This window comes from Flavobacterium sp. LS1P28, assembly GCF_003970335.1.
In the GTDB taxonomy this organism is placed as follows: Bacteria; Bacteroidota; Bacteroidia; order Flavobacteriales; family Flavobacteriaceae; genus Flavobacterium.
This window is the reverse complement of sequence record NZ_RYDI01000003.1, coordinates 83,069-97,118: the sequence shown is the minus strand read 5'-3', so window position 1 is coordinate 97,118 and position 14,050 is coordinate 83,069. Positions and strand designations below refer to the sequence as shown.

General features: G+C 35.3%; 15 protein-coding genes. 4 read left to right on the top strand and 11 right to left on the bottom strand.

Annotated features, from left to right (window positions below; all coding sequences use genetic code 11):
• Positions 1-2: 2 nt before the first annotated feature.
• The gene (locus tag EKL97_RS04325; RefSeq protein WP_126461163.1) at positions 3-230 is read right to left on the bottom strand and encodes a hypothetical protein; all 228 of its coding nucleotides are present in this window, start codon (positions 228-230) and stop codon (positions 3-5) included.
• Between the two features lie 27 nt (positions 231-257).
• On the bottom strand, positions 258-1,640 hold the full coding sequence (locus EKL97_RS04320; RefSeq protein ID WP_126561833.1) for an MATE family efflux transporter: 1,383 nt from the start codon (positions 1,638-1,640) through the stop codon (positions 258-260).
• Positions 1,641-1,863: 223 nt separating this feature from the next.
• On the opposite strand from EKL97_RS04320, the gene EKL97_RS04315 reads away from it, so the two are divergent.
• Entirely contained in the window at positions 1,864-2,415 is a 552-nt protein-coding gene (locus EKL97_RS04315; protein ID WP_126461169.1) for a hypothetical protein, read from the top strand.
• A gap of 40 nt (positions 2,416-2,455) precedes the next feature.
• Here the strand turns inward: EKL97_RS04315 and EKL97_RS15970 are convergent, their stop codons facing one another.
• The gene (locus EKL97_RS15970) at positions 2,456-2,590 is read right to left on the bottom strand and encodes a hypothetical protein (protein WP_255416325.1); all 135 of its coding nucleotides are present in this window, start codon (positions 2,588-2,590) and stop codon (positions 2,456-2,458) included.
• Positions 2,591-2,762: 172 nt separating this feature from the next.
• Here EKL97_RS15970 and EKL97_RS04310 point away from each other — a divergent pair, with 172 nt between their 5' ends.
• Positions 2,763-3,599, top strand: a complete 837-nt coding sequence (locus EKL97_RS04310) for a DUF6929 family protein (RefSeq protein WP_126568239.1) — start codon at positions 2,763-2,765, stop codon at positions 3,597-3,599.
• A gap of 148 nt (positions 3,600-3,747) precedes the next feature.
• The gene (locus EKL97_RS04305; protein ID WP_126461175.1) at positions 3,748-4,464 is read left to right on the top strand and encodes a 3-ketoacyl-ACP reductase; all 717 of its coding nucleotides are present in this window, start codon (positions 3,748-3,750) and stop codon (positions 4,462-4,464) included.
• Positions 4,465-4,621: 157 nt separating this feature from the next.
• Here EKL97_RS04305 and mtaB read toward each other — a convergent pair whose 3' ends face one another.
• The gene (mtaB, locus tag EKL97_RS04300) at positions 4,622-5,950 is read right to left on the bottom strand and encodes a tRNA (N(6)-L-threonylcarbamoyladenosine(37)-C(2))-methylthiotransferase MtaB (protein ID WP_126461178.1); all 1,329 of its coding nucleotides are present in this window, start codon (positions 5,948-5,950) and stop codon (positions 4,622-4,624) included.
• A gap of 130 nt (positions 5,951-6,080) precedes the next feature.
• Here mtaB and EKL97_RS04295 point away from each other — a divergent pair, with 130 nt between their 5' ends.
• A complete protein-coding gene (locus tag EKL97_RS04295; protein WP_126555233.1) occupies positions 6,081-6,266 on the top strand; it encodes a hypothetical protein in 186 nt (61 codons plus the stop codon).
• A 368-nt stretch (positions 6,267-6,634) separates the two neighbouring features.
• On the opposite strand, the gene EKL97_RS04290 is transcribed toward EKL97_RS04295, so the two are convergent.
• The 7 genes from EKL97_RS04290 to EKL97_RS04260 form a co-directional block, all read right to left on the bottom strand.
• The gene (locus EKL97_RS04290; protein ID WP_126568237.1) at positions 6,635-7,432 is read right to left on the bottom strand and encodes a Cof-type HAD-IIB family hydrolase; all 798 of its coding nucleotides are present in this window, start codon (positions 7,430-7,432) and stop codon (positions 6,635-6,637) included.
• Positions 7,433-8,034: 602 nt separating this feature from the next.
• On the bottom strand, positions 8,035-8,253 hold the full coding sequence (locus EKL97_RS04285; RefSeq protein ID WP_113633582.1) for a DUF2007 domain-containing protein: 219 nt from the start codon (positions 8,251-8,253) through the stop codon (positions 8,035-8,037).
• A 509-nt stretch (positions 8,254-8,762) separates the two neighbouring features.
• On the bottom strand, positions 8,763-9,317 hold the full coding sequence (locus EKL97_RS04280; RefSeq protein ID WP_233588550.1) for an REP-associated tyrosine transposase: 555 nt from the start codon (positions 9,315-9,317) through the stop codon (positions 8,763-8,765).
• A 366-nt stretch (positions 9,318-9,683) separates the two neighbouring features.
• Positions 9,684-10,370 (bottom strand): DEAD/DEAH box helicase, encoded by a 687-nt coding sequence (locus EKL97_RS04275; RefSeq protein ID WP_126568235.1) that lies wholly within the window; start codon positions 10,368-10,370, stop codon positions 9,684-9,686.
• A 96-nt stretch (positions 10,371-10,466) separates the two neighbouring features.
• Positions 10,467-11,630, bottom strand: coding sequence for a sigma-54-dependent transcriptional regulator (locus tag EKL97_RS04270; protein ID WP_126461194.1), 1,164 nt, complete (start codon positions 11,628-11,630; stop codon positions 10,467-10,469).
• Between the two features lie 52 nt (positions 11,631-11,682).
• Entirely contained in the window at positions 11,683-12,999 is a 1,317-nt protein-coding gene (locus EKL97_RS04265; protein WP_126568234.1) for an ABC transporter permease, read from the bottom strand.
• Between the two features lie 97 nt (positions 13,000-13,096).
• A complete protein-coding gene (locus EKL97_RS04260; protein WP_126568232.1) occupies positions 13,097-14,017 on the bottom strand; it encodes an ABC transporter ATP-binding protein in 921 nt (306 codons plus the stop codon).
• Between the last annotated feature and the right edge of the window lie 33 nt (positions 14,018-14,050).

The following is a 14,050-nucleotide window of genomic DNA, read 5'->3' as shown; positions in this document are numbered from 1 at the left end:
ATTTACTCCTCGTAAAGTTTGATTTCTCTATCGTAAAACTCATTGGCAAGAATAATTAATCCTTCCATTTCTGCATTTAGTTCGCCTTCATCCAGATCTTCGGCTTCTTCGATAAATTCGACTTCATCATCTTTCAGATTGATAATAAATCGGGGATAATCCAAATGAATGATAAAAATATCTTCAGGAAAATCGGTGTTGTCGCCCAGTAAAAATTTTGGTAATTCCATGAATTTAATAGTTAAGTATTTATTGTTTTATTTATTCTCGCTTTGCATTACCAACTTTCTTGTCAATCTTGCAAAGCGAATATACAAAAATAAAGCGGCTGCCGTCAATCCTGCCAAAAGCCCGATCCAAATTCCAACTGCTTTTAGATTGGTATAGTTTCCCAGATAGTAGGAAATTGGAAAACCAATAACCCAATAGGACACAAAGGTAATATACATGGGGATTTTCACATCTTGCAAGCCACGTAAAGCACCAAGAACAACAACTTGAATTCCATCTGAAATTTGAAAAACAGCGGCTACTAACAGTAATTTTGATGTGATAGTGATAATTTCAGAATTATCAATCATTTGAGCCGAATCAGACATATTCAAAAATAAATGTGGCAGGTATTGATGAAACGCCACAAAAATAATGGCAAAAAATGTTTCTAAAATTATAGCCAGTAAAAAGATAGAACGGGCTACAACAATCAATTCTTTGTAATCATTCATTCCCTTGGTATGACTCACGCGGATCATGGCGGCAACACTCAATCCCATAGCGACCATAAATGTTGATGATGACAGGATGAGGGCTATTTGATTGGCGGCCTGACTGTTTTTTCCAATCGAACCTGAAAGCCAAATAGCAGCGGTAAACAATGCTACTTCAAACAGCATTTGCATGGCTGAAGGCAACCCAAGATTGATGATTTTTTTCAACACTGATTTTCGTATTTCCTTGAAACTGAAATTTTTGAAATATCGTTTTAATGCTGCATTTCTTTTTATTAAATAATGCATAAAAACGACCATCATAATTCTTGAAATGACAGTTCCTAAAGCCGCCCCAAGAATACCTAATTTAGGAAAAATCCAAATGCCATAAATAAGAACATAGTTAAAAAAAATATGCACCACATTAGCCATAAGTATGGCATACATAGAATATTTAGTTTTTGCTAAACCATCCGCAAATTGTTTGTATCCCTGGTATATTATTACCGGAATCAAAGAAAAAGCAACCCAGTCAATGTACGGAGCAGCCATGTCAGCCACTTCTTTGGGTTGGTGCATCAAGTACATAATTTGTTTGGACAAAACGGTCAGAATAAATAAAGCGACTCCAAGAACTGTACATAAAAGCAATCCATGGTGAAAAATAGAACGGATTTTATCCTCCTCTTTTTCCGCATCAGCTTCTGCAACTAAAGGAGTAATTGCTGTTGAAAATCCTATTCCTATCGATAACGCAATAAAGATGAAACTGTTTCCCAGTGATACCGCCGCCAGCTCCGTAGACCCTAATTTTCCTACCATGAAATTGTCAACAATCCCTATTAAGGTATGTCCCAACATTCCTAAAATTATGGGATACGCTAATCTTATATTATAAGAAAACTCTTTGAAGTATTGGGATAAATTCACTTTTTGCTTTTTTGATGGCAAATATAATTAGAAGCTTTCAATTGCATCACTACTATTTGATATATATCACTACTTTTTTAGTGAAACAGGCTGCAAGTTATAAATTCTATAACAAAACGAAATAATTGTATAACTTTTTCAGCATTGGTACTGTTACTTTTGATATGTTGTTTTGGGGGCAGTTTAACCTACAAAACAGAATATAAATTTAAAAAATACAATTATGAAAATCACAGAAAAAATGAAAATCGCATTTGCATGTACCATCGTAATGATGTTTGCAAATAATGTACAAGCTCAAGAAACAACCAAAGTAGAGCACTATGATCAAGGATTCCGTTTAGGAGTTGGTGTAAATGGTGGATATTCCGTAAATGATCCATACAAATTAACTTTAGGAGCCGATGCCAGATTACAATATGATTTATCAAAACGATATTCTGTAACCGTAACAACTGGTTTCAACAACTTATTTGTAAGTAAAGCTGATGGATCTGATCTAGGGTTTATTCCGGCAAAAGCAGGTTTTAAAGCTTTTATATGGGACGATCAATTTTATGTAATGGGAGAAGCCGGTGCTGCTTTTGCAGTGACTAACGGTTATAATGAAACCTCATTAATCGTAGCGCCAAGTATTGGTTACGCTACAAAATACATTGATATCTCTTTGCGATATGAGCACTATTCTGATTTTCCTAGAGTGAATAACAATGGAACTCTAGGAGAAGGTGTAGGACAAGTTGGCGTTCGTGTGGCTTATGGTTTCAAACTATAACGTTATTTTGCATTCGGTTAAAAACCGCAAACTTCCCGAATCAGGCTACACTTAACGATGTATCCATGCCTTGCAAACAAATCAAAACCAGAACCTGTTGTGCGCATGCATCACATCCTGCAACTCGCTCCATTTTGCCAATCACTTTAAAATCATCGGGATTTATAGATTTCATAACAAATAATTTATCTTTGCAACTCAAATGTAACAAACTATAAGGATTAATCCTGATGAATTTTAGGAGCATATTCCAGCTATTCGTTGCAATCTTTTATTATTTTAAAGAAAAATAATAAAAGGATTTCCACTATTATCTGGGCTAGGCACTTGTTTTCAAAACATATACAATGGAAAAATTCACACTCGAATTACTGTTTCAAATTATCGGCATTGGTTCCGCATCAGGACTTGTTTACAAAGACAATTTGCTACTGATTATTGGCGACAACAGCGGCTTTCTTTACGAATATCACATCGATTCCAAGGATTTAAAACGCTATCCGCTACTGGAAAATCCTACAGAGAACACGCCAAAAAAAGACAAAGCTGATTTTGAAGCCATAACCCATTTTGAAGACAGCGTGTATGTTTTTGGCTCCGGTTCCACCGAAAAAAGAAACAAAATGATTCAAATCAACTCCAGCCATAAAAGAGTAACTGCCACAAATGATATCACTAATTTATATGCAGCGCTGCAAAGTTTCGGGGAAATAAAAGCCGAAGATTTCAACATTGAAGGTGCCATCTACAATGGCAAAAGTTGGTTTTTAGTGAATCGTGGCAACGGAAGCGCCAATAAGAATGTCCTTTTTACCATCGAAGGAAAAAACCTCACTATTGATTTCGCTATTCTTTCAAACAACTACAAACTCCCAAAAATACAAGGAGTACGAAGTAGTTTTACCGATGCCGTTTTAGTCGACAACAGCATTTATTTTTTGGCCACAGCCGAAGATACCAAATCTACTTATGAGGATGGCGAAATTTTAGGAAGTCTTATTGGAAGCATCAACCTGACAACCATGAAAATCGATTTCACACAAAAAATTAGCAGCACCCATAAATTCGAAGGGTTGACTTTATACGCCAATTCAAAAGAAAAAATAGAATTCCTGCTCTGTGAAGACAAAGATACCGAGGTTTTAAAAACCGAAATTTACAAACTGACATTGGACAAAAAATAAAGTCCATTTGATTAAAAAATGTTCGTTCCTGTCAAAATAACAGAACGTTAAATTTAGATTAAATAGAAAATCAAAATAGATTTCAAATGTAAAACGGACTACTTTTACAGTAAACTTAGCCTTTTATTGGCCTAAAATAATTCTCCAAATGACAGATTTAAAAAATAAAAATGCCCTGATCACCGGCGCAGGAAAAGGAATTGGTAAAGCAATCGCTTTGGCCCTAGCCAAAGAAGGTGTTAATGTAATTTTGATTGCCAGAACACAGGATGAAATAGACAGCGTAGCGGCAAAAGTGCGTTCGTTGCGCGTAAAAGCACTTGCAATAACTGCTGATGTTGCTGATATCAACTCGGTAAACGCTGCCGTTGAGCAAGCATTGGCTGAATTTGGAACCATTGATATTCTAATCAACAATGCCGGTATAGCCGCTTTTGGAAAATTTTTAGAATTAGAACCTACGGATTGGGAACGCATCATTCAGGTAAACTTAATGGGAACCTATTATGTAACTCGCGCCGTTTTACCCAATATGATCGAAAGACAAACCGGGGACATCATCAACATTTCTTCCACAGCCGGATTAAGTGGCAATGCATTGACAAGCGCTTACAGTGCCTCAAAATTTGCCGTTTTAGGATTAACGGAATCGTTGATGCAGGAAGTGCGTAAACACAATATTCGTGTAACGGCCTTAACCCCAAGTACGGTTGCCACGGAAATGGCCAAAGATTTAAAACTGACCGACGGGAATCCGGAAAAAGTCATGCAAGCAGAAGATATGGCAGAGTTAATCATCGCACAACTCAAACTTAACCGACGCGTTTTCATTAAAAACAGCAGTATTTGGTCTACGAATCCTTAAAAGTAGTCGGAAGTCAAAAGTCTTAAAGTCGAATGACCAATATCTAGTAAAAAAAAGCATTAAGGGATTAAGAAAATTAAGCATAAAACTTAATGAACTTAATCCCTTAATGGTTTTTTAATCTTTTGCTTATATGACTTATATGTTTAAAAACTAATTAAACCAAAGTTGTAACAAATTCCATTCGAACACTACCGTCTTCATCAATTTTTGTCAAATTGATTTTTTGTAATGTATTTACTAATTCCGGATTCCAAGGGGTTTTTACTTTCACATAGTTTTCCGTAAACCCGTGAATATAGCCTTCTTTATTTTCACTTTCAAACAAAACGGTTCTATTAGTTCCCAACTGACTTTCATAAAAAGCACGGCGTTTTTTGACGGATAAACTGCGCATCATTTTACTGCGTTTAGCCCGAACATTAGCAGGAACAATACCTGCCATGGTTGCTGCCTCAGTATTATCACGTTCAGAATAGGTAAAAACGTGCAAATACGAAATATCCATATCATTCACGAAATGATAGGTTTCCAGGAAATGCTCGTCTGTTTCTCCAGGGAAACCCACAATCACATCCACGCCAATGCAAGCATGCGGCATCACTTCCCGAATTTTATTTACCCTTTCAGTATAAATTTCACGTTGGTACCGACGCTTCATTAATTTCAAAATATCATTGCTTCCAGACTGCAACGGAATATGAAAATGCGGCACAAAAGTTCTGCTTTTTGATACAAATTCAATCGTTTCATTTTTCAATAAATTCGGTTCAATAGAGGATATTCGCAATCTTTCTATTCCTTCTACTTTGTCTAATTCCCGAACCAATTCCAGGAAAGTATGTTCGTGTTTTTTATTACCAAATTCCCCTTTTCCGTAATCCCCAATATTTACGCCGGTAAGCACAATTTCCTTGATATTTTGTTTCGAAATTTCGGCTGCATTTTTCAATACATTTTCCAGTTCATCACTTCTGGAAATCCCTCTTGCTAATGGAATTGTGCAATAAGTACATTTGTAATCACAACCGTCCTGTACTTTCAAAAACGCACGGGTTCTATCCCCAATCGAGTAACTTCCCACATAAAAATCAGCTTCGGAAATCTCGCAGGAGTGTACTTCACCAAAATCATTTTTGGACAAATCATTGATATAATCGGTCAATTTAAACTTTTCGGTAGCACCAAGAACTAAATCCACACCATCAACAGCCGCTAATTCTTCCGGTTTCAATTGCGCATAACAACCCACCGCCGCTACAAAGGCTTTATTGTTCAATTTCATCGCTTTTCGCACAACTTGCTTGAACTGCTTATCCGCGTTTTCCGTAACGGAACAGGTATTAATCACATACATATCAGCCACTTCCTCAAAACCTACCCGATCAAAACCCTCGTCTTGCAGGGTACGGGCAATTGTTGACGTTTCTGAAAAATTCAGTTTACAACCTAGTGTATAAAAAGCAACTTTTTTTCTGTTTTCCATAAGATAACTCAATTAATGAAATCGTTGTCAAAAAATTAAGAGTGCAAATTTACGAACAATATTCTGGAAAATGAAATCAATAATTTTCTATATACTAGCATCGTGAAGTAGACTACTTTAGACTCAAAAGATGAAAAAAATAATTTTAATTATATTCCTTTTTAATGCAATTCAAGCAAATGCTCAAAACATTGTTGAATGGCATGATAAGTACCAAATGCAGCTTTCCGATTTTCAATCTAGCGCTACTCAAATTGGGAATATAAAATCAATAGTATTCATAACGCTTCCAGTCCTGATTTTGCGTTTCAAATGAGCAATATTGAGTTCCTGTTTACCAAGGATTTTAATTCAAAAGTGCTACGGCATCCATTATTGCAATTAAAACTAATACAGCAAACCATTTAGTGAATTTTGCTCAGTATGAATTTAATTTATCTGTACTCTATGCATAAAATTGCTAAAATAAATTTACAACCCAAAAGGAATTTTTTCTGACACCACCTTTTACAAGTGCTTTTTAACGCCGTTCAGAAACAATACAAGAAGGAATATGCAATTGCTTCAAAAACTACTGAACTGAGACAAAAAGAGAAAAGCTTTTAGAAATTCGAACAGGTCTCCTACAAAGATTACAACAATACCTTGATTTTTATATTAGTTGTAAAACTCTTAAAAAAAATCTTAGTTCAATATAAACCGTCTTACCACCTCAGCCACTCCATGATTATTATTTGATGCCACGATAAAATCTCCTCTGTGTCTTAATTCAGGATCCACATTATCCACCCAAATACCCAATCCAGCATATTCAATCATGGTTAAATCATTCCCTGCATTTCCAACAGCAATAATTTCACTTTGCAGAATATTTAATTTTTTGGCTAAAAATTCAATACTGGCTCCTTTATCAATTCCATTTTGTGCTACTTCCAGAAAAAACGGCTTAGACATGCTGACACTTAGATGCGGCATAGCGATTTTCAGGTCTTTTTCTACTTCTTTAAGATAACTTGGCTCTTGCAATAAAATACATTTTACAGCTGAAGACTGCACTTCCTCTTTAAAACTCACCACTTTATTATGGGCTAAACCGGTAATTTCCTTTTCAATTTCTATGTATTCAGAATCCGTTTCACTTACAATTTTACCGTTAATATAGGTAATAATATGTGTCTTACTTTTTATACTATAATCGTACAATTCATGGATTTGCTTTTGTGTTAACATTTGCTCAAAAATAATTTTATCTTCCTTTAAATCGGTAATTACTGCCCCGTTGTAGGATATCATGTAGGAATTATCCAATTGTAGCTCTTTGGCGTAGGCAATCATTGCAGGTGTAGGTCGTCCAGAAGCCAAAATAACATAAACCCCTAATTCCTGCGCCTTAGCCAACATCCCTCTATTCTCGTCTGAAATGGTATGATCATCGTTCAACAATGTGTCGTCCATGTCCAAAACCAACATTTTATATTTCATTTTTATTTTTTAAACGTAGTAGTTTCAATTACTGCGGATTCACAAATTACTTTTTCAATTTGATTGAATTCTGACGATTGTCAAAAATTTGAAGAATCCGAATTTTCATTTCAGAATGAATTTTATAAATAATTTTATACGTTAGAATAATCATTCTTCTGTATGGTTCTCCCAAGAATTCATCAAGTTGATATTGTTCCACAAAATGAATATTTTTACTTTGAATTACAATATCTCTGATACCATTTCTCGCTCCTTGAAGAGATTTTAATTTAATAAATTCAACTATTAATTTTAAATCGGCTTTCGCTTCATTATACTAAAGTAGGGTGATTTGTTTTTACCTATTACCATTTCTCAATTTACTTATATATATCCTCAATAGTTGTATATTTTCCTGATAAAATTCATCTATCAGCTTCTTTATAAACTGGATAACAGCTATAGTATGAGCAACAAATTTCTGGTCTAAAACAGATTTAAACACTATTATTTTCTCAGTTTACGTTCATGATCGATGTGAAGTAATCAATCCATCAATTCTATTTTTTTTTGCAGTTATATCCGTCTTATATCCGTATTTGAATAGCAAATATACTAATTTAAATACTCATTCTGAATTCTTCAATAACGGGGTTTACTTTTGCAAACTCGGTTTCCTGAACAAACAATTCAACCGCCAAATCTGAATTTCCAAATCCTCCCAATCGAGCCGATTGTATATTGTTTTTCACTACTACATTTACACCAATCGCTTCGATTTTTTCTTGTAACGCCATTGCTAAAATTTCACTTCCCGAAAACACTTTCATTAATCCCATTTTACTCTTTATTTAATTGTTTAGCTCCGCAAAGTTTCCAACTTTGAGGATGCGTTAAATGTCTCCTGACCTTGTTATTTATAATCTAATATCCTGTTCTTAGCTCCCAGCTCCGCAAAGTTTCCAACTTTGAGGATGCGTAAAAGGTCTCCTGACCTTATTATTTTCAATGTAATATCTGTTCTTAGCTCCGCAAAGTTTCCAACTTTAAGGATGCGTAAAAGGTCTCCTGACCTTATTATTTTTAATGTAATATCCAGCTCCGCAAAGTTTCCAACTTTGAGGATGCGTTAAAGATCTCCTGACCTTGTTATTTTCAATGTAATATCTGTTCTTAGCTCCGCAAAGTTTCCAACTTTGAGGATGCGTTAAAGGTCTCCTGACCTTATTATTTTCAATGTAATATCTGTTCTTAGCCCCGCAAAATTTCCAACTTTGAGGATGCGTTAAAGGTCTCCTGACCTTGTTATTTATAATCTAATAGTTTTCCCTATTTTATTTTGACCTCGTTACCAAATAAAATTATTCGTTATTGAAGACGGTTTTAAAACATCTATTACTGGATTGTCAACTTTTGTAATTGCTATGATTCCTTCATCATTTACATAATTCGATGCACTTGAATAGTAATAATGTGACGCTTTAATAACTATTCCCGCTCGTATTGGGTTCATGTGGATATAATCTAATTTAGACCACATAAATTTTTCAGAAAAGATTTCTTCGGGATGGCTGCCATATTGCCAAAACTGATATTTTTCATTACGCGTATGACTTTTACAAGCAAATTCAAATCGTTTTAACATCCAGTCTGCGCGACTTTCTGGTCCGTTTTCTATTTTATTCAAAATAGTCTTTGCCGTAAACTTTTTGAAATCTCTAATCAAATCAGATAATTTACTTTCTTCGGATTGAATAATCAAATGAATATGATTGGACATAATTACAAATCCATACAAAATCATCCCTTTGTTTTTTATGCAAAAATCCAAGCTTTCAATAATGCAATCTTTGTAATTTTTTCTAGAAAACACATCTACCCAATCTACAACTGTTGCCGTAATAAAATGAGGTTTTGATTAGTCTCGGATAATGTAGCCTTCTTTCATATCGTTATTATTTCAGTCTGAGACTTGACTACACCTCCTCAAAGTTAAAAACTTTGAGGAGCAAATATGTAGCCTATTCTATTGTTATTATTTCAGTCTGAGACTGAACTACACCTCCTCAAAGTTAAAAACTTTGAGGAGCAAATATGTAGCCTATTCTATTGTTATTATTTCAGTCTGAGACTGAACTACACCTCCTCAAAGTTAAAAACTTTGAGGAGCAAATATGTAGCCTATTCTATTGTTATTATTTCAGTCTGAGACTGAACTACACCTCCTCAAAGTTAAAAACTTTGCGGAGCATAAGGAGTATAAATTATTCTAGCTATGGAAGTCATCTCCAACTTCAGGTTCTAAATCTTCCTCCTCTTCCTCTTCCTCTTCCTCTTCCTCTCCTCCATCAAAATCGAATTCAAAAGGCTCCACCAGCATTTTTTCAGCAAGAACCTCTATTCGCTCGGTGAATTGTTCCGACAAAATAATACGTTGAGTTTTGACAATGCTATTCGAAATACGCATGATTTTTGTCTCATGACGCAATTTCAAAATTGGATCTGCATCATCAAGAACAAGCATTTTTAATCGGTTTACATTATAACCAGCCGTAGTAAACATTTCACTTAGTTTATTTGGAGTCCCTATCAACACGTCAATTCCGCTGGAAATATAATTCTTATCGTATTCCATATCTCCTTTGTCATGAACACCATAGACTTCTAAATTAGAATACTTCCCATATTTTTCAAATAGGGATTCCATTTCCAATACTTTCGCTTTGTCTTCAACAATTATCAAAGCCCTTGGCGATTCTTCGGTTGCTCCTGTCAATCTCTGAATTACATTTAGCACGATTGTAGTTGATTTCCCGCTTCCTTTTGGTGCAATAATAATACAATCCGAACCACTTTTTAGTGTCGAAAATGTTTCTTTTTGAATTGCATTGGCCTCAGTCAAACCGTTTTCAATCAGGGCTTGTTGTAACGCTTGGTTTATTTTTTTTAGTTTCATTTATTTTAGATTGAAAGATTAAAAATTAAAAAATTAAAAGATTAAAGCTATTGCCAAATCTTTAAATCATTAAATTTTTAAATCATTAAATTAATTTTATTTAGATGCGAATAACTTCACATCATTCTCAGAAATTTCGTTTCCGCCAAGGATAATCAAACGCTCCACTACATTTCGTAATTCCCGAATATTTCCTGTCCAATCATAATCCTGCAATAAATGAATCGCTGCTGAAGAGAATTTTTTTACCGCGTTTCCTTGCTCCAAAGCAATTTTTTCGGCAAAATGAGCAATCAACATCGGGATATCATCCCGTCTTTCGTTCAATCCCGGAACTTTTATCAAAATCACGGCCAAACGATGGTATAAATCTTCCCGGAAACGTCCTTCGGCAATTTCGACTTTCAAATCTTTATTGGTTGCCGCGACTACACGAACATCGACTTTGATATCTTTGTCCGCTCCCACTCTGGTAATCATACTTTCCTGTAAAGCACGCAATACTTTAGCTTGCGCCGAAAGACTCATATCTCCAATTTCATCCAAGAAAATAGTGCCTTTATCTGCCGCTTCAAATTTTCCTGCGCGGTCTTTCACTGCGGAGGTAAACGCTCCTTTTACGTGACCAAATAATTCGCTTTCAATCAATTCCGATGGTATAGCCGCACAATTCACTTCGATTAAAGGGAAGTTAGCTCTCTCACTTTTTTCATGTAATTGATGTGCAACCAGTTCTTTTCCGGTACCGTTGGGTCCCGTAATTAAAACTCTGGCTTCGGTTTGGGCTACTTTCTCAATCATCACTTTAATGTGATTGATGGCGTCGCTTTCGCCAATCATTTCGTAGTTTTTGCTGACTTTTTTCTTCAGAAATTTGTTCTCTACTACAAGTTGTTTTTTGTCCAAAGCATTTCGAACTGTATTCAACAATCGGTTTAAATCGGGCGGTTTTGAGATGTAATCAAAGGCTCCCAAACGCATTGTATTGATAGCCGTTTCCATATCGCCATGACCAGAAATCATCACCATAGGAATTTCGGGCTTGATTTTTTTTACAGCTTCCAGTACCTCAACACCATCCATTTTAGGCATTTTGATGTCGCACAAAACCAAATCGTAATCGTTATTTTTTATTTTTTCAAGACCTGCAAGACCATCTTCGGCTTCTTCCACCTGATAAGTATCATTTTCTTCCGAAAGTATTTTTGTAAGTACTCTTCGAATGGCGGCCTCATCTTCTATGATTAGTATTTTTGACATCTCTTTTCTTTATTGGGTTAATCAGTTAACCAAATAACCGATTAAACTTCTATTAGTATTTCAACCATTTATATAATTCCCTCCAAGTGGGTTTCTTGCCATACATTAGTATTCCTATTCGGTATATTTTTGCGGCAAACCAAACTACAGAAAAGAAGGTGCCAAATAGCAGCGTTACTGAAATGGCGATTTGCCACAAAGGTACGCCAAACGGAATTCGCATCAGCATAACAATTGGTGATGTAAGCGGAATCATTGAAAAAATAACGGCAATTGTTCCGTGTGGATCATTGATAACCGTAAAAAAACCAACGTAAACACTCAGCATCAATGGCATAATGATAGGTAAAAGGAATTGTTGTGAGTCCGTCTGATTGTCTACTGCGGCACCAATGGCTGCGTAAAACGAACTGTACAAAAAATAACCGCCGATGAAATAAATCACGAATCCAATCAAGATATTTGCAATGGGCAGATTCCATAATTCCTTAATATACATTTGGGCAGTTCCAGTCATTTCCTGCTGTGCAGCTTGCATCAATTCAGGCGAAACGCTGGCACTTGGACCCACATTTACCCCAAAAAAGACTGAGGCTGCAAACATTAATGAGAGTCCAATGATAGCCCAAATAAGGAACTGCAGCAATCCGGCTAGCGCAGTTCCAATGATTTTGCCCATCATCAGTTGAAACGGTTTGACCGAGGATATAATAATCTCTACAATTCGGCTGGTTTTCTCTTCGATCACACTTCGCATCACCATGTTTCCGTAGATGATTATGAACATCATTATGAGGTATCCAAATGCGCCACCAATCCCAATTTTGATTTCGTTAAGTCCTTTGACACTCTCTTCACCCGATGCTTTTGTCAAACTAATATTGACTTGGGCCTGGGCTTTTTTTATGGCAAGCGTATCTAAATGTGCTTTTTCTAAATTGTTTTTAGTCAATTTATTAGCAATCACATCCTGAACTTTTTCTATAAAAGAAATACTGGGACTGTTGTTTGAAATAAACTGTATTTTATTTTCGAAATCCTTTGTGTTTTCTGACTTTGGAATATATAATAGTCCTTCATAGCGCTCGTCAGCAATGCTGTCTTTCAAAAATTTTAAATCTACAAGAGATAAATCGAGGTATTTGTACTGGCTGTTTTTGTTGTTTTTAAGTATAAATTCTTTAACGAACAAACCTGATTCATCATGAATGGCGATGCGTTTGGTATCCGCTTTCATGGAACTTAAATAGCCTATAAATGCTGCTATCCCAACAAATAACAACGGACTTAAAAAAGTCATTACAACAAAAGATTTATTACGCACTTTAGTAATAAATTCTCTTTTTATGATTAATGAAATGATACTCATTTTTTAGACTGCTTAAATTTTTAAATTACTTAGATTTTTTTAGAACAATTAGATTAGGAAACTGTAAAAAGTCTGACAATCTAAGAAGTCTAACCATCTATTGTGTTACTGTTTGAATGAAAATATCATTTACACTTGGAATTTTTTCTACAAAATGTGTTACTTGTCCACATTGTGTAAGGATATTCAATAATTCATTTGGCGTAGCATTTCCGAGTTGGATTTCCAGTTTTAACTCGTTATTCAGTGATTTAAAATGTGCCGGAGCAACGTTAAATTTTTGTGTAATAGCAGACATCAATCCCGTTGCATTATCCGATAAAATACCCACTTCAAAACTATTGGTTTTAAATTGTCTTTTAACATCGTCCAGTTTTCCTTCAATCAGTTTATCTGATTTGTGAATCAAAGCGATGTGATCACATAATTCTTCTACACTTTCCATGCGGTGTGTCGAAAAAATTATGGTGGCTCCTTCTTCTCGCAACGCCAGAATTTCTTCTTTGATAATAGTGGCATTCACGGGATCAAAACCAGAAAAAGGTTCATCAAATATCAATAGTTTTGGTTTGTGCAACACACACACGACGAACTGAATTTTCTGAGCCATTCCCTTAGAAAGTTCCTGGATTTTCTTGTTCCACCAGCCTTGTATTTCAAACTTTTCAAACCAATACTCCAGTTGTTTTTTGGCTTCAGCTTTAGAAAGCCCTTTCATCTGAGCTAAATACAAGCATTGTTCTCCTACTTTCATCGTGTTGTACAAGCCTCTTTCTTCCGGTAAATATCCTATATATTGAACGTGTTTGGGTTGCAGTTTTTCGCCATCAAGAATAATTTCGCCACTGTCCGGTAATGTAATTTGGTTTATTATTCGGATAAGTGATGTTTTTCCGGCTCCGTTTGGACCTAAAAGTCCGTAGATACTTCCTTTAGGAACCGTTAATGAAACCTGGTTAAGCGCAACATAATCACCGTATTGCTTGACAACTTTATTCACTTCAAGAATATTACTCATGCTTATTTTTTAATTCGTGTAAAAGTAAATAAT

Bases quoted from the DNA above. Each gene is read 5' to 3' on its own strand.
- EKL97_RS04325 (WP_126461163.1), bottom strand. From the start codon at position 230: ATGGAATTACCAAAATTTTTACTGGGCGACAACACCGATTTTCCTGAA.
- EKL97_RS04315 (WP_126461169.1), top strand. From the start codon at position 1,864: ATGAAAATCACAGAAAAAATGAAAATCGCATTTGCATGTACCATCGTA.
- EKL97_RS15970 (WP_255416325.1), bottom strand. From the start codon at position 2,590: ATGAAATCTATAAATCCCGATGATTTTAAAGTGATTGGCAAAATGGAG.
- EKL97_RS04310 (WP_126568239.1), top strand. From the start codon at position 2,763: ATGGAAAAATTCACACTCGAATTACTGTTTCAAATTATCGGCATTGGT.
- EKL97_RS04305 (WP_126461175.1), top strand. From the start codon at position 3,748: ATGACAGATTTAAAAAATAAAAATGCCCTGATCACCGGCGCAGGAAAA.
- mtaB (WP_126461178.1), bottom strand. From the start codon at position 5,950: ATGGAAAACAGAAAAAAAGTTGCTTTTTATACACTAGGTTGTAAACTG.
- EKL97_RS04295 (WP_126555233.1), top strand. From the start codon at position 6,081: ATGAAAAAAATAATTTTAATTATATTCCTTTTTAATGCAATTCAAGCA.
- EKL97_RS04290 (WP_126568237.1), bottom strand. From the start codon at position 7,432: ATGAAATATAAAATGTTGGTTTTGGACATGGACGACACATTGTTGAAC.
- EKL97_RS04285 (WP_113633582.1), bottom strand. From the start codon at position 8,253: ATGGGATTAATGAAAGTGTTTTCGGGAAGTGAAATTTTAGCAATGGCG.
- EKL97_RS04275 (WP_126568235.1), bottom strand. From the start codon at position 10,370: ATGAAACTAAAAAAAATAAACCAAGCGTTACAACAAGCCCTGATTGAA.
- EKL97_RS04270 (WP_126461194.1), bottom strand. From the start codon at position 11,630: ATGTCAAAAATACTAATCATAGAAGATGAGGCCGCCATTCGAAGAGTA.
- EKL97_RS04265 (WP_126568234.1), bottom strand. From the start codon at position 12,999: ATGAGTATCATTTCATTAATCATAAAAAGAGAATTTATTACTAAAGTG.
- EKL97_RS04260 (WP_126568232.1), bottom strand. From the start codon at position 14,017: ATGAGTAATATTCTTGAAGTGAATAAAGTTGTCAAGCAATACGGTGAT.